Genomic DNA, 21795 nt, shown 5'->3' with positions numbered 1-21795 from the left:
AGCAAATACTGTTTTTTGTGCGTCGCTATAGCTTTGTAAGTGATTGAATTAACAGCTTTTTCAAAGATGGTTAAAAAACGCTCAAGCGTTGCTGGCTATGATTCTGACAGCGCTTGCACGATTCTCGAACAGAATATGCACAGAGTTATCCACAGACAGTGTGTATAACTGTACGACCAATGAGATGATTTTTTACACTCTATCGACTCTGTACATGGTCGCTGAGTTGTTCTGTCGTTTATAGTATGCGCTGATAATCAATATTATGCTGGAGCAACGTATGTGGCGCAAAGGACTTATCGGTACGCTATTGTGTTTAATGCTGACGGCCTGTGATTCAGGTGAGCCGCCGCTTGACGTAGTGACGCCGGCCCCGCTCAGTGAAAGTGTTGTCAGTAGCAAAACGCCGGTCATTGATCCTGCGTTACTGGCCACCCGTTATCAGGATCAGCCGCTACAGGTCGTTGATGCCTCGGAGGTGGAGCAAGAGGGTGCCAGTGTCATCAGCTTAACGTTTTCTGTTCCTCTGCAAGCTGAACAAAACTTTGCCCAGATGGTGCATATTGTTGATAGCAAAAGTGGCAAACTCGACGGTGCGTGGGAGCTGAGTGCTGATTTACTTGAACTGCGCATGCGCCATATTCCACCCAAGCGTAGCTTAATTGTTAGTGTTGATGCCGGTTTGACGGCGATCACTCAGGCGCAGTTAGGTAAAGACTACAGCACGAAAATTGAAACTCGCGACTTACAGCCTTCAGTGGGCTTCGCCAGTCGTGGCTCTTTGCTGCCGGCTGAGTTTAGCCAAGGCTTACCGGTGCTGGCGCTCAATGTTGAGCATGTTGATGTTGAGTTTTTTCGTATTAAAAACAGTGCTTTGCCAGAGTTTTTAACGCAATGGGGGCGTAACTCAAGCTTAGAAACCTGGCAAGCTCGTGAGCTTTTACCCTTAGCTGATTTAGTTCACAGTGCGCGCTTCGAACTCAGTCCCGCACTTAATACGCGTGAAACTTTGCAGCTGCCAATCAAACCCATCAAAGCCTTAAATGAAGCCGGTGTCTATTTAGCGGTGATGCGTGAGGCCGGTACCTATAATTACACACAGCCCGCGACAGTATTTTCCATCAGTGATATTGCCGTTTCAGCACACCGTTTTCGTCAACAACTGGATGTATTTACCCAAGCCTTATCCAATGGCTTAGCCCTAGAAGCCATTGATCTGCAGATTTTAGATAAAAAAGGTCAGCTGTTGGCATCGGGTAAAACCGATAAACAAGGTCATGCTCAGCTGCCAATTACCGATAAAGCTGATGTCTTGGTCGCTCAGCATGGTCAGCAAACCAGTTTTATACGTTTAAACACTGCCAGTTTAGATTTGGCTGAGTTTGCGATTGCCGGACCGCCAGGACAAGCCTTGCAGTTTTTTGTCTTTGGTCCGCGCGACTTATACCGTCCGGGTGAAACTATCTTACTCAATGGTCTATTGCGCGATGCTGATGGACAGAAGGTAGAGGTGCAACCGATTCAGGTTGAAGTCCGTCGACCCGACCAACAGGTCAGCCGTCAATTTGTTTGGCAGGCGGATGAGCAAGGTTTGTATCAGTATCAGCTGCCGATTGGGGCCAATGCCCCGACCGGACGCTGGCAGTTGTTGTTTGATTTAGGCGGTGGCATCAAGCAGGTCTATGACATTCTCGTTGAGGATTTTTTACCTGAGCGCCTCGCTTTAGATTTACAAGCCAGTGCTACACCACTTAAACCGCAAGATGCGCTCAATGTGGCGGTCGAAGGACGTTATTTATATGGCGCACCGGCAGCGGGCAACCGGGTTACTGGGCAGCTGTATATTCGTCCTTTACGTGATGCGGTTAGCGCCTTACCAGGCTTCCAGTTTGGTGCCGTGAGTGACGAGCCAATTCATCAAGATATTGATCTGGATGAATTGTTGTTGGATGAACAAGGTCATGTGCAGATTCAGCTCGACAGTCAATGGTCGCAAAGCAAATCGCCGTTGAATTTAATTGTGCAGGCCAGTATTTTAGAGTCTGCTGGTCGTCCGGTAACCCGTCGTGTCCTGCAAGCGGTTTGGCCTGCAAGTCAATTGCCGGGTATTCGCGGCGTTTTCCAAGGTGAGGAAGTGGATGCCGACAGCCAACCAGAATTTGAAATTGTTTTAAGCAATCCACAAGGGGACAAACTCGCTGCCGAACAACTCAAGGTGCGTTTGATCCGTGAGCGCCGCGATTATTATTGGAATTATTCTGAGAATTCGGGCTGGAGTCATCACTACAATAAAAAGCTAATTACGGTGAGTGAACAAACAGTCGCGATTGAGTCTGGTCATACTGCAACGGTGAGTGTCCCTGTGCTGTGGGGTCCGTACCGTCTTGAGGTGGAAGACCCCAGTACCGGGTTGCTTAGCAGTTTAGGTTTTTGGGCCGGTTATGCTGAGCAAGATAATGCCTTAGGTGGTGCGGTACGTCCTGATCAGGTCAAGTTGGCGTTGGATAAGCCTGCTTATCGCAATGGTGATACAGCGCGAGTAACGATTAATGCTCCAGCCGCTGGTAGTGGTTATCTATTGGTGGAATCGGCGGATGGCCCGTTGTGGTGGCAGCCGCTCAATGTGCCCGCTGAGGGCACTAGCATTGAGATTCCACTGGCCGATGATTGGTTGCGCCATGACTTATATATCAGTGCCTTAGTGGTGCGTCCGGGTGAGCGCCAAGCGCAAATCACCCCCAAGCGCGCGGTCGGCTTATTGCACTTACCGTTGCAGCGCAAAGACCGACAACTGGCGCTGAGTTTACACGCGCCAGAACAGATGCGCCCAGGACAGCCTTTGACGGTTAAAGTCAAAGCTCAGAGCGTCGATGGACAAGCACTCACACGCTCGACGCAGGTGATGCTATCAGCGGTGGATGTAGGTATTTTAAATATTACTGAGTTTGCAGCACCTGATCCTTTTGCTGGATTCTTTGCTCGTAAAGGCTATAGCGTCGATCAGTTTGATGTGTACGGGCAATTGATTGAGGCGGGTAATGGGCGTTTAGCACGGATGTTATTTGGTGGTGATGCGGCTTTGGCCGGCGGCGGTCAGCGACCCCAAACTCATGTCAATATTGTGGCTTTACAAAGCATGCCGGTAACTCTCGATGCGCAAGGGGAAGCCGAAATTACTCTAGATATTCCAGACTTTAATGGTCGTTTACGTTTAACCGCACAAGTGTGGAATGATAACCAATTTGGCATGGCTGAGCAGCCGCTTGAGGTGGCCGCACCTTTGGTTGCAGAATTGTCTGCGCCACGCTTTTTAGCCGGTGGCGATCATAGCCAAGTGGCGTTGGATCTACATAACCTAACTGAGCAGGCACAAAGTGTTTCAGTGCAACTGAGCAGTAGCGGATTGTTATCCATTGCACCAGCGTCACGCAGTTTAAAGGTTGAGCTGGCCGCCAAGCAGCGCAAAATTCTTGAAGTACCAGTCACGGCTCTTGCAGGTTATGGGCAGGGCCAAGTGCATTTAGACGTGCAGGGTATGCAGTTGCCTAATGAAGACTTGGCCGCGCTCAAGCGTGACTGGCGTATTGGTGTACGTCCGGCTTACCCAGCAGAAAGTCGTAGTTATCAAGCGGCGATTAATGCCAACCAATCGTGGCGATTACCACCAGAAGCGTTGGCCGGTTATCAAGCCAGTGGTCTTGAGGCCGTGCTCAGTGTCTCTAGTCGTCCACCATTGAATATCACTGAACACCTGCGAGCTTTAGATGCGTACCCTTATGGCTGCTCCGAGCAAACGACCAGTGGTTTAATGGCTGCGTTGTATATCAGCGATGCGCAGTTGGATGGGCTGAAGATCAGTACCGATACACCTGAACAGCGCCGTCAGCAGATTGAGTTGGGCATTGAGCGTTTGTTAGCGATGCAGCGTTACAATGGCAGTTTTGCTATGTGGAGCGCAGAAGGTACTGAAGAATATTGGGCAACAGTCTATGTCACGGACTTCTTACTGCGTGCTCGCCAGCAAGGTTTTGCGGTACCGACAGCCGCATTAAAATCAGCACAAGAGCGTTTATTGCGTTATCTGCAAGAAGGCTACTTAATTGATAGTGATTATAGCCAGGCACCAGAGAGTACGCGCTTTGCTGTGCAGGCTTATGCTGGCTTTGTTTTAGCGCGCGATAAAAATGCACCACTCGGTGCCTTACGTAGTTTGTTTGAGCGTCGCCAGGATGCACGTTCTGGTTTGCCGTTACTGCACTTAGCTTTAGCCTTGCAGTGGATGGGTGATGCGCCGAAAGCTCAACAAGCTCTGTATGCTGGATTGCATGTGCAGCGCAGTGATGAGCTGTATATGGCTGACTTCGGCAGCGAACTGCGTGATCAAGCGCAGATTTTAGCGTTGCTGCAAGAGTATGATTTAGCGCCGGCAGAGCAAACGCAACGCATGTTTGACTTGGCCGATAGTTTAAATAGGCGCACAGGCTTGTCGACGCAAGAACGTAATGCCTTGTTTATGGCGGCGCGCGCGCAATTGAGCAAAGCCGATACGGACTGGCAAGCACAGTTGCAAACAGACGCACAGCGTATTGATTTGTCAGGCGCTAATAGTCAGCTGTTATTAACGGCGCAGCAGTTGCAAGCGGGTCTGACGCTGACGACATCTAATGAGCGCGATCTCTATCAACGGTTACAGCTGTCAGGCTACCCCAGTCAAGCCCCTATGGCGGGTGGGCAGGTGCTGAGTATTGAGCGACAGTATTTTGATCCGCAAGGTGAAGCATTAAACCTAAATGAGTTACGCAGTGGCGATTTAGTCGTGGTGCACTTAGCGGTGCGCGCTACGCAAACAGTCCCGGATGCTTTATTGGTGGATTTGTTACCTGCTGGGTTAGAGCTGGAAAATCAAAACTTAGCGCAAAGCTCTGCCAGTTTAAGTCATGCCAGTACAGCGTTACGTGATTGGCAGGAGGCGATGCAAAATGCCGATATTGCTCACCAGGAATACCGTGATGACCGTTATGTGGCTGCGCTATCAATTCCTGAAGGGCAGGTGAGGCATCTGCTTTATTTGGCACGCGCGGTGACCCCAGGGCGTTATCGACTACCGCCGGCACAGGTGGCATCGATGTATCGTCCGGATTGGCAAGCGCTAAGCCGCAGTGCTGAAACCTTACTGATTAAGCCGCGCTAATTGAGTTGCCTTTGGGTTGACTGCTGTACAGGGCTTTGTCAACCCAAAAGCCAGTAAAATACTTTGAAAAAAGTCTGTATAGGCTCTTGATATTTATTGCATTTTTGTTAGCCGTAAATAAGTTGTACACATTCATACAGGTGTTTTGTTTAAATCGATTAGAGCTGCTTAGGATGCTAAGTTATTTATCTCTTGACTTTGTAAGTCTTTGATTTTAAAGGATTTATAAATTTGGTGAAAAAATCATCAGTTTGTAGCAAAGCCCCGTACCGTGGTCATTAACAGCATCTATAAGCATGTTATACACAGAGTTATCCACAGTCTTTGTGGATTGTTTTTGCAAAGCCGCATGCACTATAGCTTTGCGCGATGCTTGGAGAGCTTGGCAGGTGTTTAACAGAGCCTATTAGAGTACTTTGATGGTTTTTTCTTTACGCTAACGGAATTTAATTCATCCTTACATTCAATCCCGTTATGCACTGTTCGGCGAGCGAGGGTCGGTGGTTCTATTTGAACCCTGCAGTCCCAGTTAGACCGCAGTAAGATTATGTCTACGTGCAATTTTATGTAGACGTATACCAAGCATGACAGCGGCGCAACTCAAACCAACAATAAGTCCTTGCCATAAGCCTGCAGGGCCTTGTGCAATGCCAAATTTATCACTGAGACCTAACAGATAGCCGACCGGCAAACCTACGCCCCAGTAAGAGAATAAGGTGATGAGCATAGTGATACGAGTATCTTGATAACCACGCAAAGCACCCGCGGCGGTGACTTGAATCGCATCGGAAAACTGAAAAATTGCTGAATAAATAATTAATGAAGTAGCAACTGCAAGTACGGCAGCATCAGTGGTGTAAATACGGGCAATATGCTCACGTAATAAAAACATATAGCTGGCTGACGCACAGGCACAGATCAGACCAGTGGCCATGGCCACACCGGCAGAAAAGCGTGCATCGCGTGGACGCTTAGAGCCCAAGGCTTGGCCGACCCGTACCGTCGTCGCCATCGCCAGAGAGTAAGGGATCATAAAAACTAACGAGCTAAAATTAAGGGCAATTTGATGTCCCGCGACCACATTAGCACCGAGACCGCCAATCAGCAGGGCAATCACTGAAAACAAACTGGCTTCAGCAAAAATTGATACACCAATTGGTAAACCTAGCGATAATAGGCCTTTTTGTGCAGGCCATTGCGGCCATTGAAAACGCGCAAAAATTTGACTGGATTTATAATAGGGTGCCCAGCGGACCCAAAAAAACATAGCGATCATCATAAATATCATGACCAGGCCTGTCGCCCAACCACAGCCGACGCCGCCCATAGCAGGCAGACCTAGATGACCATTAATAAAGATGTAGTTAAGCGGAATGTTGAGCAGTAGTCCTAAAATGCCGATCACCATGCTCGGGCGAGTCAAACCCAATGCATCGCTATAACAACGAAATACCAGATACACCCCTACCGCAGGAAAACCGCAAGCAACCGCACGTAAATAGCCCATGGCTGGTTTAATCAGAATTGGATCAACGCCCATTAACTCCATTAATGGCTGTGCATTCCATAAGAGGATGCCAAGACCGCAGCCTAGAGCAAAGCCCAACCATAAGGCTTGACGGACTAAGAACCCCATTTCTAACTCGGCACCGCGACCAAAAGCATGTGACACTTTGGCGGTGGTGGCCAGCAAGATTCCACTCATTAACAAGAAAATCGGCACCCATACCGAGTTGCCCAGCGCTACCGCAGCCAGATCGTTCGGGCTGACGCGACCCGCCATGACGGTATCGACAAAACCCATAGCGGTATTGGCCAGCTGACCAATAATAATCGGCACGGCAAGTTTAAGTAGAGCACGCCATTCGGTCATGACACGTTGATAACGATAAGTAATGGACATACAAAACAGCCTAGAAATAAAGCCTATACAGCAAGATTTGCTGCGCAGTGCGGGAGACAAAGGAAGAGGTGTTAGAGCCGCTGGTGTTAAACACGCTGACAGCGCGTATAGTTTACTATGCTGCGACGATCGTTAGGTAGCTATCATTTACCGCTGTACAGCGGCGTGAGAGATTTTTAGTACAAGATTAAAGAGGGCTTACAGGTGCGCATACTGGCTGATGAAAATATTCCTATGCTTGAGGTGTTTGAGCAACACGGTGAACTACGTCGTGTCGCCGGACGCAGTTTAGATCGTGCCGTATTAGCGGATGCTGAGGTGCTATTGGTGCGCTCGGTCACCCAGGTTGATCAAACCTTATTAGCGGGGTCGCAGGTTAAATTTGTCGGCACTTGTACCATCGGTACTGACCATTTAGATTTGGATTACCTTGCCGCGCAGGGTATTGGCTGGGCCAGTGCTCCGGGCTGCAATGCGCGTGGTGTGGTGGATTATGTGCTGGGTGCTTTGCTCACGTTAGCGGAGCGTGACGGCGTGAGTCTTGCGCAACGTTGTTATGGCGTGGTTGGGGCCGGACAAGTGGGTAGCCGTTTAGTGCAAGTGCTACGAGGTTTGGGATGGCAGGTATTGGTTTGCGATCCGCCACGTCAGCAACGTGAGGGCGGTGATTATGTTGATTTGGCCACTCTGCTAGAGCGTTGCGATGTCGTCAGTTTACATACGCCTTTAACCGCACTGGGCGATTGGCCAACTCAGCATTTAATCGGTGCAGAGCAGTTGCAGAGGTTGACCGTTGGCAGTTGGCTGATCAATGCGAGCCGTGGTGCCGTACTGGATAATCAGGCGTTAAAACAGTTTTTAGCACAGCGCTCAGACGTACGTGCAGTTTTGGATGTCTGGGAAGGCGAGCCACTGGTGGATGTCGAGTTAGCACAGCATTGTGACATCGCCACCGCGCATATTGGCGGTTATAGCCTGGACGGTAAAATTCGCGGTACCGAACAAATTTATCAAGCTTTTTGTCAGAATTTTGCCGTACCTGCTAAGGCCACGATTGAATTTCCAGCGCAGACATTATTGTCGATGCAGTTAGCCGCACATACCCCGGTGGCGGATGCGCTACGCGTATTATGCCGTGCGGTCTATGATCCGCGCAGTGATGATGCCGCGTTTCGTTTAAGTTTGCAGGGTGATGCTGATGCGCGCCGCGCTGGTTTTGATCAGGTGCGTAAAAACTATCCCGTACGTCGTGAAATACCTGACTTACAGGTGCAAGTCAGTCAGCCGCACGATGATTTACGGCAGATGATTATGGCCCTGGGGATTGTTATATAGAGGGTGTACTCAAACATCACAGGGTGGTCTAGCTTAGCTGTGATGCTTGAGTAACAGTATGCTTAAGAAATGATATGGCCAACATGCAGCAGCTTCATAGTATTGGTGCCGCCAATCATATGGTAGCTGTCACCTTTAGTTAAGATCACCCAATCGCCTTCTTCGACAATGCCCCGCTTAACCAGTTCTTCAACGGCCGATTTGCTGACCGAGCCTGGGTGTTGGCTTGGATCAAAGGGTACGGTGTACACCCCTCTAAATAAAGCCACACGTGCTTGTGTTTGGCGTGATGGAGCAAAAGCATAGATGGGCATAGATGAACGAATGCGTGACATCACCAGCGGCGTATAACCACTTTCTGTCAAAGCAATAATGGCTTTAATTCCAGGAAAGTGATTGGCGGTGTACATCGCCGCCAAGGCGATACTTTCATCCCAGCGTTCAAATTGCTGACCAATGCGATGGTTTGAACGGCGCATGATCGGATTTTTTTCCGCACCTAAACAGACACGAGCCATGGCGGCGACTGCTTGCACTGGGTATTCACCCGCGGCCGTTTCTGCTGAGAGCATCACCGCATCGGTGTAATCCAAGGCAGCGTTGGCGACATCTGAGACTTCTGCACGAGTTGGCATCGGGCTGTGAATCATCGACTCCATCATTTGCGTTGCAGTGATCACCGCTTTATTTTGTTTACGTGCTGCAGCAATAATTTTCTTTTGAATGCCGACCAGTTCCGCATCACCAATTTCCACCGCTAAATCACCACGAGCAACCATCACCGCGTCGCTGGCGCTGATTAAGCCATCTAAAGCATCATCGTTCATTACCGCTTCGGCACGTTCAATTTTAGCGACTAACCACGCATCACAACCAGCCTCTTGACACAAGCGTCGCGCCAGGTGCATGTCGGCTGCATCACGAGGGAAAGATACTGCTAAATAATCCAAATCTAACTCGGCGGCTAAGCGGATATCTTGTTTATCTTTTTCAGTCAGCGCTGGCGCAGTTAAACCACCGCCACGTCGATTAATACCTTTGTGGTCGGATAATGGTCCACCAATCAGTACCCGACAATGCAATGCGTCGGCCGTGACGCGTTCCACCTGCATTACCACACGACCATCATCTAACAATAATTCATCGCCAACTTTACAGTCCGTAACTAAGTCTGGGTAATCAATGCAAACTACTTCTTGATTGCCTGCTTCGCGCGGATGGGTAATTGAAAAACAAAAAGGATCACCGTTCTTTAATTCAATTTTTTTATCGGTAAACCGTGCAATACGGATTTTTGGGCCTTGTAAGTCACCCAGTAACGCAACATGGTGGTTCAGACGCGTGGCAATGTCACGAATCAGCAGTGCACGAGCACGATGCTCATCGGCGTTGCCGTGGGAGAAATTTAAGCGAGCAACATCCATACCCGCCAGAATAAGCTGTTCAATAACCTCAGGCGAGCTGCTGGCTGGGCCAATTGTGGCAACAATTTTAGTGCGACGTAAAGACATGCTGTGGCTCCTGTAATGTAAGAATAAAAGACCTTACAATAAACCTACTACAACACTGTGACAGTTATAGTAGGCGTCGGTGTGCTTTATTCTTGTGGACGGGTTGGTTTAATCACTAGTAAATCAGTTTGTACTGCTTCTAAAATGCGTTCGGCAGTGTTACCAATCAGAGCGTTTTCTAGGTTGCTGCGAGAGATCGCCCCCATAACCAGTAAATCGATGCCGCGTTCTTTAACAAAGTCTGGGATGCTTTCCTCTGGGAAACCTTCTAATAAGTGACGATTGGCTTTTTCGATAGGGTAGTTTACCATCAGTTTTTCAAACGCTTCGCGATGTTGCTTAGCACTACGCTCAACATAATTATCATAAGCTGCAACCAATTCTGCATCGAAGATCATGGTTCGTGGCAGTGGCGCATAGCTGTGCATATAATCGGCTTGCATGCCCAGGGTTTGCGCTAAATAACCTGTAGCATTGATCAGTAGATGGTCCAGCACTGCCGTGGTGTCGGAGCTATGAATGGGATCAACCGCTGCGCAAATACGTTGACCTTTCCATTCGCCATCGCGTACCAACCATAAAGGTACTGGGCATTGACGAATCAACTGCCAAGAGGTGTTGTTGAAAAACAAGCGCTGAAACAGGCTATGAGTAGTGGCATCGCGTAGTACGAGATCAGGCTTAAGCTCATCAATGCGCTGTAAAATCATGCTGTATAAAGGTTTACCCCAACGCACTTCTACGGTGACATTCAAACCTGCAGCGCGCAAAGGCTGAGCAATGGTATTGAGCCATTTCGTTCGGTTTTTGATAAGTGAATCACGAGCTTTTTGTTGTGCAGGGCCATCAAAAAAATAACCACCATCCAGCACGGAATTGTATTCGCAGAGTAACAATTCAATCGCGGAGTTGGCGCGTTGAGCAACCCATGCTGCGCGCTCAAGCGATGGTTGCGAGTCATTTGAAGTGGGGTCAATAACCACTAAAAGTTGATTCAATTCCATGATAAAGCTCCTTAATAAAATAGGTATACAACTGTTTTTATGTGTATTGAAATAAAGCGACTTAGATCGTTTAAGACTAGCCTAACCGATGATTTATATAAACTCTTACCATCAAGTATAGCTGTTTTTATTCGTGTTTACGGCAGTGGCTGCTGCGGTATCACGAGCAGTCAGCACGACCTGCTAAAGCGTTTTTAATAGTGTCCTGATTTCTTGATGGCCATATATTGACTGAGTAGTTGTGTCGTCAACTGACTGGGACGTACATCTAATAGATCAAGCCCTTGTTGGGTCAGTTTTAGCTGACTGTTATAACGCCCCTGCAGCGAGTCGATTCCTCCGCAGTATAAAAGTGCTTGCGCGTAGGTCTGCACCGGTTGTTCACGCAGTTGATCCAAGACCTCTTCGCGCAGGCTTACTAGGAGTGTACGGTGATGTTTTTTAAGTTGCTGCATCGCTAGAATTAAATCAGTGTCGGTCTCTTCTTTAAGCGAGCTAATCACAATGACTAAGGCGCGGCGTTTTTGTGTGAGCAGCAGTTGCTGGGCCATGGCGATAAAGTCAGCGCTGTCTTGGCTGGCTTGAATATCATAAAGACGATTCAGCAGTGTCGACATCTGCGCTGGGCCTTTAGCAGGGGCAATCACACGCTTGGGACCAGCAAAGGTTTGCAGTCCAACCGCATCGCCTTGGCGCAAGGCGTTGTAAGCTAATAATAGGCAGGCATTGAGAGCATGGTCTAAGTGACTGAGCACACCATCTTGGCTGCGCATATTACGGCCACAATCAAGTAAAAAAATAACCTGCTGATCGCGTTCATCTTGGTACTCACGACTGATTAACGTGCGTTTACGTGCGCTGGCTTTCCAGTCGATATGCTTAATACTGTCATCGCTACGAAATTCACGCAGTTGCTGAAACTCCAGACCACTACCGCGACGTTGTTGTTGCTGTACGCCAAACTGACTGAGCCAGTGTGTGCTGGCTTGCAGTTGTCCACTTTGGATACGATTAAAATCAGGGTAGACACGTACGTGACTGACCTCAGCTAAAAAATATTGTACAGACCATAAACCTAAAGGGCTGGGGATACGCACAGCGCAGCCAGTAATAACAAAATTGCCACGCTGTAGTGGTTTGATGCGATAGCGAATGTGGCTACTATGACCGGGTTGTAGCTTGACTTTATTGGGGCGGGACTCAAGTTGAAAACTATCTGGCAGATGATCAACGTACTCGAGGCAGAGTGAACGCCGGTAGCTGTGACTGAAGTTGAGCGTGACTTCGCTGTGTTGACCTAAAGATAAGGTCTGCGTGAGGACTCTTTGACAAGTGGCTAACGGTTGTTGAAAAGCGCACCAAGCATCCCATAACGTTAACACGGTAAAACTCAATACTAGGGTAATAAGCATGGTATCCAGCGATGTTGGCACAGCAACATCGAGTGCGTGTAATGAGCCGAAAGCAATGGCTAGCAGTAGTAAACTAATGATGCTGAGCAGCGCCGCACGTGATGGCTTAATCATCATAGACGTGGCGCGGGCACTTGATTAAGCAGTTGTTGTAAAACCTGCTCAACCTGTAAGCCTTCAATCGCGAGTTCTACGCTGAGATGTACGCGATGACGTAAGATATTCAGTGCTGAGCGTTTCACATCATCTGGGCTGACAAATGTATGACCTTGCAGTAAGGCATGCGCTCGCGCATAGCGAATTAAATCAATCGAAGCGCGGGGGCCAGCGCCACTGCTTAGACCGGGCCATTGCCGAGTGCTGCGCACTAAACTGACGGCATAATTTAAAACCTGATCATCCACCGGCAACGCACTGGCAATTTTCTGTATGGCCTGCATATCACGTGGTTGTAATAGAACCCGTAATGCGGTGTTTTCTAGCATATCGGCTTGCGCTGAGCGAGTCACCGCACGCACTAAACGTTGTTCTTCTTGTTCTTGTGGGTAATCGATGTGCAGTTTCACCATAAAGCGATCCAACTCAGCTTCAGGCAAGGGGTAGGTGCCTTCTTGCTCGATAGGGTTTTGTGTAGCGAGCACCATAAAGGGTTGCGGTACCAGTAAAGAGCGGCCTTCGAGGGTGATGCTACGTTCTTGCATGACTTCCAGTAAGGCCGCTTGAGTTTTGGCGGGGGCACGATTGATTTCATCAGCGAGTAAAAGATGAGTAAACGCCGGCCCTTTGCGTAATTTAAATTGCTCGCTGGCTAAGTCATAGATGGCATGACCGGTGACATCGCTGGGCATTAAGTCAGGGGTAAATTGAATCCGATTAAATTGGCCACTAAAACATTGTGCTAATGCTCGCACTAATAAAGTTTTACCGAGCCCAGGTACACCTTCGATGAGGACATGTCCTGCGGCGATGAAGGTGCAGAGTACACCTTCAATGACTGCGGTTTGACCGATTAGAGCTTTTTCCAACTCATCACGCAGTGCTTGCATTAAACGGCTGGCTTGGGCGCGTTGTTGCTCTATTTTATGAGTGGTTAGGCTGGGTGCATGGTCAGCGATCTGGGTGTCAGTGGTATTGCTTTGTGCAGCACCTGTGTTTACAGGCTCAGGATGGTGAGTTGCCGATGGGTCAAGACTTAACTCAAGATCAGCAGGGCTTTGACTCATAATGCGTTCCTTAATTGTTGGAGGTTGGCTACATGTTGGGTGAAGGACTGTGCAGATAGTTTTTTTGTCGCTGGCGGGCGCATGCTGTGCGAGATTAACGAAACAGGCTGTCGACTCAGTTGTCGTAATACTTGCCATTGTTCAGCAACGGCTAGGCTGGAAAAGCCAGGAAAGCGTTGTTGTGCGCGCTGCTTAATATCTTTTTGTAAAGAAAGCAGCAAACTGCGTTGGCCTTTATAACGTAAATTAAACAGTACTCCAGCCTGTATATGCTCGATGAGTTGACGCCGTGGTGTGCATGTGGCTGATTGTATGGGAGCAAAGCGTGGTGCAGCATGCCAAGCGCCGAGTAATAATAAGACCAGCAATAGCATGCACGCGACAGCATAGTAGTGCCAAAGTAGTTTGAAAAAACCTTGCTGTGACGGTGGGTTAAATAATCTGACTTGACTGTCTTGACTGAGGTACCACAACAGCCAAGCATGATCGTATTGGCCGATATGGCTGTTTTGCCATAGATTAAAATCATTCAGAACGGTAACTAAGCCTTGACCATAACTCAATTGCAGCATGTGCGTGGCGACTTGGCTATTCGCCCAAGCATAGGCGCGATTATCCGTATCTTCGAGGTGGTACTGAGTATTAAAAGCTAGATAAGCGGGCGACTGTTCATTTTCTAGGTATAAACGGGTCAGTTGTGCGCTTTCAAGGAGGGTTTCTGTTGTGGCAGGTACTGTGCTTACTTTTCTCTCTTGGCGTCGTTCGAGATCATCCAGTTCTGCAACCCTATATTTCTTAATGCCGAGATGACTCAGTAATGACTGATGAGTGTTGACCAGTGCTTCATGCTGGGCCGACAGCACTAAATGACCACCGTGCGCCACCCAGTCCAAGAGCTGTGTGTGTTGTTTGTTAATCAGTTGCGCATCGTGACTGAGGATAATTAGGGTTTGCTGCTCAGAGGTTGGCAGGGGTAAGCCCGTTAAGCTGGGTAATACTTCAGTAACGATATTTTGCTCACGTAAGAAATACTCCATGGCTAAGTAGTTGTTAGTGCGCGCTGCAGGGCTCGCGCCAAGTTCGATGCGCTGACTCTCTAGCGTTGTCTGTTGGCTGAGCCAAATCCCTAGAGCAATAAGAGGCAGCAGAGTTATAAGCGTCAGATACAAGCGTTTCATGGCTTTGCTTCCTGACTTTGCAGCTGCTGCCAGTCTGTGCAAAGTTGCACAAACTCAGCATGATTGAGTGTCTGTTGTCCCCAAGCTAAGTTTTTCCAATGCACAGTAAGTTGTTGACTGTAGCATTGCAGTGGTTTTGGTAGATTTTGGCTCATCGCCAGCACTTCGTCTTCAGTATGTGCGGTGCTTAAAGGCAAAGCTTGAACTTCTAACAAGTGGTTAAGTAAGCCGCGGTAGAGCAGGCTTAAAGCGGCGCGCGGATTATCAGACCAAAGTGTGTGTGCGCTAGCAACGAGATCATCGGGTAGGCTATCGCTACTGACTTCAAGCCCTAATACCCTTTGCTTGGGCGCAGGATTATATTGCTGTCGTGGTTGTCGCTGTTGAGCAAAAGCGCGTAACCATTGCCGATAGTGCCAAAGCATGATGACACTGATTACCAGTAGTAGCAGCCAGAGGAGGCTTTGTATGGTAAACGATAGCTGCTTAAGTAGCTGATTAAGCCAGTTTGGTGACGTATATTCAGTGCTGCTGGGATCATTAAAATGCCAGCTCTTGGTAATTTTGTAGGTTTTAAACGGTGGTGCATCTAAGATCTGCTTGATGCTTTGTTGTGCTTGTTCGCTATTGAGCAGTTGTTTGAGTAAACGTGGACCATTAGTATCCAATTCTTCACTGGCGCTACTGATAACTTCGGTTTCGGCGGACTGTGCTAAAGCTGTGTCGCTATAGGGAAAGAGACAGAGTAAGGCAAAGACGATTAGCAGAGGGCTGTTTTTTAAACGCTGTGCTAAACCTTGAAAAGCCAGTTCGATATCCCATGCCTCTAATTCGATACGACGATTAAGGTAGAGGGTGAAACCACAGGCGACATACACAGGCTCCCAAACAATTAATACTAAAACATAGAGAAGGTTACTCAAGTGCTCGAACCATAGCCATTCACTGTGGCTAACCGTCAACAGGCTTGACCAGCTCCAGTCGGCCTGCAATTGTGCGGGGATTAATAGGTAGAGTAAAACTACCATGCCCAGCCATAGAGCCATCTCAATATGAATGCCGAGAATGGTCAGCCAAGTTGGTACTTGCTTATATTTATGGGTCAAAGTGAGCACACGCTGCTGACGCGCAGCACCCGCTAGCCCCTCAAATTGCTGGATAGGTAAAGTGAAGCTGCGTCTCAGACTGAGTCTGCGCCAAGTCAAACTGGCCAGTAGTTGCAGTTTAAGCAGTGTTGGCCACGCTTTGATGCTGTCAGTAAAGCGGGGTGTGTTGGCAAACAGTGCCTTGGATAAAATATGCAGTGGTAGACGTTCAAAAGCAGGTTTAAGCCACCAGATGATTAATGCGGGTAAAGTGGGTTGTTGCCAAAAAAGTAGGGTCAGTAACACAAAGAACGGTAAGGTTATTGCTGCCCATGTTGCCATCAATAATCCGGCATGCCGACGAGCGAGGAGGATACCCAGGTCCATCGCTTCCCATGAGTTACGTGGACGTAGCAGCACTTGCACTTGATTAAGGTGCATGGCGGATTCGTCCGGAAAATAGCAAATAGATCAGCACTAATAACCATAGACCACAACCGACTGAGATCTTAATAGCAACGGCAATACTGTTGCTTGAAGACCAGTAGGCCTCAATAAAGGCGGCTAATAATAAGAAGATAATCGCACCACCCATCAACGTGATGCTCACTGTTGATGCTGCACGTAACGCGGCCACTCGGCTGAAGGCGCCTGGTGCAATCAATGCTGCCCCCAGTTTTAATCCTGCTGCGCCTGCCATCACCACCGCCGTGAGCTCAAGGGCGCCATGACCTAGCACAAAAGGCCAAAAGGTTTCACCGTAACCTATACGGGTTAAGTGGCCGGCTATAGCGCCGATATGTAAACCATTAAATAACAGAAAAAAGGCACTGCCTAAACCAAAGACTAAACCGCTGGCAAAGGTTTGAAAGGCAATACCAATATTATTGATAATATAGAAACCAAACATAACCCAGTCATCTTGGTGATTGCGTAAGCTAATAGGACCAAGCAGACGCTGTGCTGGATCATACATGCTTTCGATATGTGCCACTTGTGCAGGACTGATCAGGTGGTAAATTAAATTTGGGAACAGTCTAGTTAATACCGCCATTAGCGCAAAACTACCAAAAAATAAGACAGCTGATACCGCTATACAGCGCCATTGCTGGCGCATAGTGCTAGGGAAATCAACAATAATAAAGGACAACAAACGCTCTAACGCTGGGCTTTTATGACGATAAAATTGCTGATGACCTTGCCATACCAATTGTTGTAGATCTTCAATTAACGCTTCGCTGTAACCCCGTTGTTTGGCCAGTGCTAAATGCTGACAAATACGTCGATAGTCTTGAGCAAAGCTTTGGATATGTTCAACCTGTGCATGGCCTTTATCTAAAGCCTGCACTTTTTTTGCAAAGGTTTGCCATGTGCTGTGTTGCAATGTTTCAAAATGAGCCTGTTTCATCGCAGCCCCAAGATACTGCGAGCGATAGCGTAAAGACCGCTGACTGCCTGAGCCGGTTCAATATGTAAAGCAGGGGCAATAATTGCAGCTAGCTCTTCACTGCGCCGCTTGGGTAACTGTTGCTGACGCTCGGCAAAGTTAAGTAGAGCGTGTTGCTCGTTGCGCGTTAATGTGCGCGCCGAGGGAGACGCCGTAACCTCTGGTAATGATTTTCGCTGCGTGGGTCGTGCTTCATAGATCACTAGAGTGCCTGCGGCTAGATCACCAAGCCTTTGAAAGCGAGCGCTGTTTAGCAAGCAGAGAATACCGATACAGTAAGCGAAGGGCAGTAAGTCAATAACCCTCAGTAGATTACGAATCAGTGAGCCGGACCAATCAATCGGTGTGCCATCGCTATAGATGACTTGCAGCCCCATGATTTGTTTGCCTGGCGAGCGGCCCTGATTGAGGACTTCAAATAGCACCATATAACCCCACAGCAGTAAAAACGCGCTAATCGATGCTAAGCCTAAACCAAACTTCCCAAGATAGAGCCAAGCCGCACCGGCAAACGCTAATAAGGCCGCACGCAGCAGCAGATCAATCGCAAATGCTAATACGCGCACCGGTAAGCCGGCTGGACGCAATGCTAGGTAAATACCTTCGGGCGTTTCCAAATACACAACGGTATCTAAAGGTAAGATTTCGGCTGAGTTGTGAGTGCAAGAGTAATTGTTCAAAAATAAACCAACCAGCAGAAGTGAATATAACCTGAGTATAGGAGGGGTTATTTGAAATAAGAAACTTACTGAGCATTATATTGTTTAATGTCTATAGTAAATAGCAATTGAGTTGCACAGTGCTGCTGCATAATAGAGCGCTGATGCTTCATACCTCTGTGTAAACAGTCATTGTTCAATGGCCGCTCTGCCACACAGATGAGCTAAACGTATAGGCTGCTGAGATGCTTTTAAATGAAGATCGAGCAGTAAAGGAGTTAACCCAGTGACAGCCAGTATTTTTTGGTATGACTTTGAAACTACAGGTATCCAAGCACACAGTGATCGACCTATGCAAGTCGCCGGTATTCGTACCAATGAGCAGCTTGAAGAGATTGAAGAGCCGCTGAATATCTATTGCCAGTTATCTGAGGATATTTTACCGCACCCTATGGCCAGCCTGATTACTGGTATCGGGCCTGAGATTTTGCAGCAACAAGGGTTGTTAGAAGTTGATTTTATTGAGCAGTTGCATCAGCAGTTGATCCGTCCAAATACCTGTACCGCAGGCTTTAATAGTTTGCGTTTTGATGATGAAATGACTCGCGCCACGTTGTATCGCAATTTTTATGACCCTTATGCGCGCGAATGGCAAGGGGGGAACAGCCGCTGGGATTTAATTGATGTATTGCGTTGTACTTGGGCATTACGACCGGAAGGTATTAATTGGCCGGAGCAGGATGGGCGTGTCAGCTTTAAATTAGAAAATTTTACCGCCGCCAATCAGATTGTCCATGGCCAAGCGCACGATGCTTTGGCTGATGTGCGTGCAACCATTGCCGTGGCGCGTTTAGTGCGGGAGCGACAACCTAAGTTGTTTGACTATTTATATGCGTTGCGACGTAAGAATACTGTGCAAGAGCGTATTCGTTTAATGCAGCCTATTTTACACATCTCAGGTATGTTTCCAGTTGAGCGGCACTGTTTAGCCCCAGTCTTGCCGTTGGCATGGCATCCGACTAATCGTAATGCGTTGATTGTTTGTGACTTGCATGCCGATGTTACACCTCTACTGGACTTAGATGCTGAGGCGCTTAAAGCACGACTTTATACCCGTTATGATGATTTGGCAGAAGGCCAGTTACCGGTACCGCTAAAACTTATTCATATTAATAAAAGTCCTGTGGTGGCGCCGTTATCAGTGTTGCGTGAAGAAGATAATCAGCGTTTAGCTTTTGATCACTCACGTTGGCAGGCGAACTATCAATTACTTAAAGAATGCAGCGAGCAATGGCAAGATAAGCTAAGCATTGTTTATACGGATCAGCGTGAGTTTGCTGAGCAAGATCCTGAGCAGCAACTCTATGGTGCTTTTTTAGGGCCGCGTGATCGGAAAATGTGCGAGACCTTACGCCAAACGGTGCCCGAACAGTTGCAAGCTGAGCGTTGGCCTTTTGATGATGCGCGTTTGCCAGAGTTATTATTTCGCTACCGCGGGCGTAACTATCCGCAGACATTAAGCCTGAGTGAGTTAGAGCAGTGGACGCAGTTTTGTCGTACACGTTTAAGCGGTGAACAGGGTGGGGCACCGTTGACTATTGCGGATTATTTCACTGCTTATGCACAGTTGAGTCAAGAGCAACAAGACAGCCCTGCAGTGCAAGGCTGGTATCAGCATGTGCAGGCATTGCAGCAGCGTTATCAGTTGTAGCTAGTGCAGATGACTAATAATTAAGTTGGTACAAATAAAAACGCCCTGCAAGCAGGGCGTAAGTGTCAGTCCAGATGCAAGGCAACCGACTTAGTTGTAGCAATACTTAGTCAAGTAAAGTAACCCAAGACTCAACAGTGTCGCCGCCCCACTTAGCTTTCCACTCTTTTAGAGTTTTGTGATTGCCACCTTTAGTTTCAATCACGTCGCCGGTATGCGGGTTGTTGTACTGTTTGGTTTTGCGTGGGCTACGTGTACGCGTTGTAGTGCTACGCGCTGCGCTACGTGTTGCTTGAGGATCGATGATCAAGGTGATATCACGCAATGATTTATTGTACTCAGCCATCAGTGCGCGTAATTTCTCTTCAAACTCAAGTTCTTTTTGCAGTTTGCTATCTTGTTTTAAATTAGCTAAACGCTCTTCAAGTTCTTTGATGCGCTCTTTTGTTTCGCGAAATTCATTAATCAATGACATTTAGAAAATCCTATAAGTGAATGTTTATTTGTAAATTAAGGATTGTCGAGTGTGTCCGTAATCACTAGTAGGCTAGTGAATCTCTATAGAACTCCAGTGTCTCAAGTGTTGTGCAAAGCTTTTTTGAGACCCCTTAATAATGTAACTATGATACAGCGTATTCCATCATTAAGTAAAGAATATCTATTACAAATAAAAGTTTAATGTAAAAGTAGAGGTAAATAGATCTATAAAGCTTGTTTGACATGTGTAGTGTATATTTTTATTGGCTACATATAGGTTGATTTTAAGTTTTTGAATGCTGTTTGTTGATTGTTTTATATAAAGCCAAGCAATATAAATAGAATGCATAAACGTATAAAGTATGCTTTAGACTGTGAGTTAATACTTTGTGATAGGTGCTAAGGGTCTGCAGAGTGCTGTGCAAGGGCATTGCTTTGCTGACTCAAGCGTCTGAGAGCGGTAGAATGACGGGTATTGTTTTTCTTGATAAAACCTTATTTCTTTGGAGTTTTGCATGCGCACGTTTCGCCTTATTATTGCTTGCCCTGACCGCGTGGGTATTGTCGCCAAAGTCAGTAACTTTCTAGCGACCTACAATGGCTGGATCCATCAGGCGAGCCATCACTCAGATGTGCAGAGCGGTTGGTTTTTTATGCGTCACGAAATTCGTGCAGAGTCGCTACCTTTCGATTTAGACGGTTTTAAACAAGCGTTTACGCCAATTGCCAATGAATTTGCGATGACTTGGCAGGTGACCGATTCAGATGTGAAAAAACGCGTGGTATTGATGGCCAGTCGTGAGTCACATTGCTTGGCGGATTTGTTACACCGCTGGCACCGTAATGAGTTGGATTGCGAAATTCCTTGCGTGATAGCTAACCACGATGACTTACGCAGTATGGTCGAGTGGCATGGTATTCCTTTTTATCATGTACCTGTGGATCCTGCAGATAAAGAGCCCGCCTTTGCTGAAGTGAGTCGTTTGATTGATGAGCATCAAGCAGACTGCGTGGTGTTAGCGCGTTATATGCAGATTCTGCCACCGGATTTATGTGAAAAGTACTATGGACGCGTCATTAATATTCATCATAGTTTTTTACCGTCCTTTATTGGTGCAAAGCCCTACCATCAGGCCGCTTTGCGTGGTGTCAAACTGATTGGTGCGACCTGTCATTATGTCACTCAAGATTTAGATGCAGGGCCTATTATTGAGCAAGATGTGGTGCGTGTGAGTCATCGCGATAGCATTGAAGATATGGTGCGTAACGGTAAAGATGTTGAGAAAATGGCGCTGGCGCGAGGCTTACGCTATCACCTGCAAGATCGAGTGATGATCCATGATAATAAAACAGTAGTCTTTGATTAAGGCTGCAGTATAGTTGTTTAAATAACCGCATTAATCATGCCGAGGGCTTAGATGAACAGCGATGAGGACGAACAGCAGCCGATCTTACAAGCCACGGTTCAACCCTTGCCAACGCTGGGTGAGGGTTGCTTAAGCCGTTTTGATCCTGATGCTTTAAATGACCAGCAAGGTGCAGATTTTTCTACTGCTAAGCAGTTTCGTCGAGAGTTGCTAGACGCACATAAGCCTGAGTAAATAGCGCGCTGAATTGAGATGACTGCAGCGCTTGACTGCGTTTAATCTTCTGAAAAGC

15 protein-coding genes are annotated in these 21795 nt (G+C 47.6%); 5 read left to right on the top strand and 10 right to left on the bottom strand.

Annotated features, from left to right (window positions below):
- Positions 1–280: 280 nt before the first annotated feature.
- Positions 281–5191, top strand: coding sequence for an alpha-2-macroglobulin family protein (locus JYJ62_RS02870; protein ID WP_205340666.1), 4911 nt, complete (start codon positions 281–283; stop codon positions 5189–5191).
- A gap of 529 nt (positions 5192–5720) precedes the next feature.
- Here the strand turns inward: JYJ62_RS02870 and JYJ62_RS02865 are convergent.
- Positions 5721–7094, bottom strand: a complete 1374-nt coding sequence (locus JYJ62_RS02865) for an MATE family efflux transporter (RefSeq protein ID WP_205340665.1) — start codon at positions 7092–7094, stop codon at positions 5721–5723.
- Positions 7095–7298: 204 nt separating this feature from the next.
- Between JYJ62_RS02865 and pdxB the strand changes: the two genes are divergently transcribed.
- A complete protein-coding gene (pdxB, locus tag JYJ62_RS02860; protein WP_205340664.1) occupies positions 7299–8429 on the top strand; it encodes a 4-phosphoerythronate dehydrogenase PdxB in 1131 nt (376 codons plus the stop codon).
- 62 nt (positions 8430–8491) lie between these two features.
- Here pdxB and pyk read toward each other — a convergent pair whose 3' ends face one another.
- The 8 genes from pyk to JYJ62_RS02820 all read right to left on the bottom strand — a co-directional run bounded on the left by pyk (position 8492) and on the right by JYJ62_RS02820 (position 17969).
- Positions 8492–9940: a pyruvate kinase gene (pyk, locus tag JYJ62_RS02855; protein WP_205340663.1), complete on the bottom strand. Its 1449-nt coding sequence runs from the start codon at positions 9938–9940 to the stop codon at positions 8492–8494.
- An 86-nt stretch (positions 9941–10026) separates the two neighbouring features.
- Positions 10027–10944: a universal stress protein gene (locus tag JYJ62_RS02850; RefSeq protein ID WP_205340662.1), complete on the bottom strand. Its 918-nt coding sequence runs from the start codon at positions 10942–10944 to the stop codon at positions 10027–10029.
- Between the two features lie 194 nt (positions 10945–11138).
- Entirely contained in the window at positions 11139–12473 is a 1335-nt protein-coding gene (locus tag JYJ62_RS02845) for a DUF58 domain-containing protein (protein WP_332461631.1), read from the bottom strand.
- A complete protein-coding gene (locus tag JYJ62_RS02840; protein ID WP_205340661.1) occupies positions 12470–13579 on the bottom strand; it encodes an AAA family ATPase in 1110 nt (369 codons plus the stop codon). Before JYJ62_RS02840 ends, JYJ62_RS02845 begins: the two co-directional genes overlap by 4 nt.
- Complete coding sequence (locus JYJ62_RS02835) at positions 13576–14757, bottom strand: DUF4350 domain-containing protein (RefSeq protein WP_205340660.1); 1182 nt, start codon at positions 14755–14757, stop codon at positions 13576–13578. The genes JYJ62_RS02840 and JYJ62_RS02835 overlap by 4 nt, the downstream gene beginning before the upstream one ends.
- Positions 14754–16283, bottom strand: a complete 1530-nt coding sequence (locus JYJ62_RS02830; RefSeq protein WP_205340659.1) for a DUF4129 domain-containing protein — start codon at positions 16281–16283, stop codon at positions 14754–14756. Before JYJ62_RS02830 ends, JYJ62_RS02835 begins: the two co-directional genes overlap by 4 nt.
- Entirely contained in the window at positions 16273–17250 is a 978-nt protein-coding gene (locus JYJ62_RS02825) for a stage II sporulation protein M (protein ID WP_205340658.1), read from the bottom strand. Before JYJ62_RS02825 ends, JYJ62_RS02830 begins: the two co-directional genes overlap by 11 nt.
- The gene (locus tag JYJ62_RS02820; RefSeq protein ID WP_205340657.1) at positions 17247–17969 is read right to left on the bottom strand and encodes an RDD family protein; all 723 of its coding nucleotides are present in this window, start codon (positions 17967–17969) and stop codon (positions 17247–17249) included. The genes JYJ62_RS02825 and JYJ62_RS02820 overlap by 4 nt, the downstream gene beginning before the upstream one ends.
- Positions 17970–18234: 265 nt before the next feature.
- On the opposite strand from JYJ62_RS02820, the gene sbcB reads away from it, so the two are divergent.
- A complete protein-coding gene (gene sbcB, locus JYJ62_RS02815) occupies positions 18235–19659 on the top strand; it encodes an exodeoxyribonuclease I (RefSeq protein WP_205340656.1) in 1425 nt (474 codons plus the stop codon).
- 106 nt (positions 19660–19765) lie between these two features.
- Here the strand turns inward: sbcB and mvaT are convergent, their stop codons facing one another.
- Complete coding sequence (gene mvaT / locus JYJ62_RS02810; protein WP_205340655.1) at positions 19766–20134, bottom strand: histone-like nucleoid-structuring protein MvaT; 369 nt, start codon at positions 20132–20134, stop codon at positions 19766–19768.
- A 517-nt stretch (positions 20135–20651) separates the two neighbouring features.
- Here mvaT and purU point away from each other — a divergent pair.
- Positions 20652–21503, top strand: a complete 852-nt coding sequence (gene purU, locus JYJ62_RS02805) for a formyltetrahydrofolate deformylase (RefSeq protein WP_205340654.1) — start codon at positions 20652–20654, stop codon at positions 21501–21503.
- 51 nt (positions 21504–21554) lie between these two features.
- Entirely contained in the window at positions 21555–21737 is a 183-nt protein-coding gene (locus JYJ62_RS02800; RefSeq protein ID WP_205340653.1) for a hypothetical protein, read from the top strand.
- Positions 21738–21795 lie beyond the last annotated feature (58 nt).

The organism is Denitrificimonas caeni, assembly GCF_905120345.1.
In the GTDB taxonomy this organism is placed as follows: domain Bacteria; phylum Pseudomonadota; class Gammaproteobacteria; order Pseudomonadales; family Pseudomonadaceae; genus Denitrificimonas; species Denitrificimonas caeni_A.
Note: the sequence above shows the minus strand (reverse complement) of the source record. Positions and strands in the feature narration are given on the sequence as shown.

Coding starts and splice junctions, on each gene's coding strand:
- JYJ62_RS02835 (WP_205340660.1), bottom strand. CDS start 14,757: ATGAAACGCTTGTATCTGACGCTTATAACTCTGCTGCCTCTTATTGCT.
- JYJ62_RS02830 (WP_205340659.1), bottom strand. CDS start 16,283: ATGCACCTTAATCAAGTGCAAGTGCTGCTACGTCCACGTAACTCATGG.
- JYJ62_RS02800 (WP_205340653.1), top strand. CDS start 21,555: ATGAACAGCGATGAGGACGAACAGCAGCCGATCTTACAAGCCACGGTT.
- JYJ62_RS02825 (WP_205340658.1), bottom strand. CDS start 17,250: ATGAAACAGGCTCATTTTGAAACATTGCAACACAGCACATGGCAAACC.
- JYJ62_RS02870 (WP_205340666.1), top strand. CDS start 281: ATGTGGCGCAAAGGACTTATCGGTACGCTATTGTGTTTAATGCTGACG.
- mvaT (WP_205340655.1), bottom strand. CDS start 20,134: ATGTCATTGATTAATGAATTTCGCGAAACAAAAGAGCGCATCAAAGAA.
- JYJ62_RS02845 (WP_332461631.1), bottom strand. CDS start 12,473: ATGATGATTAAGCCATCACGTGCGGCGCTGCTCAGCATCATTAGTTTA.
- purU (WP_205340654.1), top strand. CDS start 20,652: ATGCGCACGTTTCGCCTTATTATTGCTTGCCCTGACCGCGTGGGTATT.
- JYJ62_RS02850 (WP_205340662.1), bottom strand. CDS start 10,944: ATGGAATTGAATCAACTTTTAGTGGTTATTGACCCCACTTCAAATGAC.
- JYJ62_RS02865 (WP_205340665.1), bottom strand. CDS start 7,094: ATGTCCATTACTTATCGTTATCAACGTGTCATGACCGAATGGCGTGCT.
- pyk (WP_205340663.1), bottom strand. CDS start 9,940: ATGTCTTTACGTCGCACTAAAATTGTTGCCACAATTGGCCCAGCCAGC.
- JYJ62_RS02840 (WP_205340661.1), bottom strand. CDS start 13,579: ATGAGTCAAAGCCCTGCTGATCTTGAGTTAAGTCTTGACCCATCGGCA.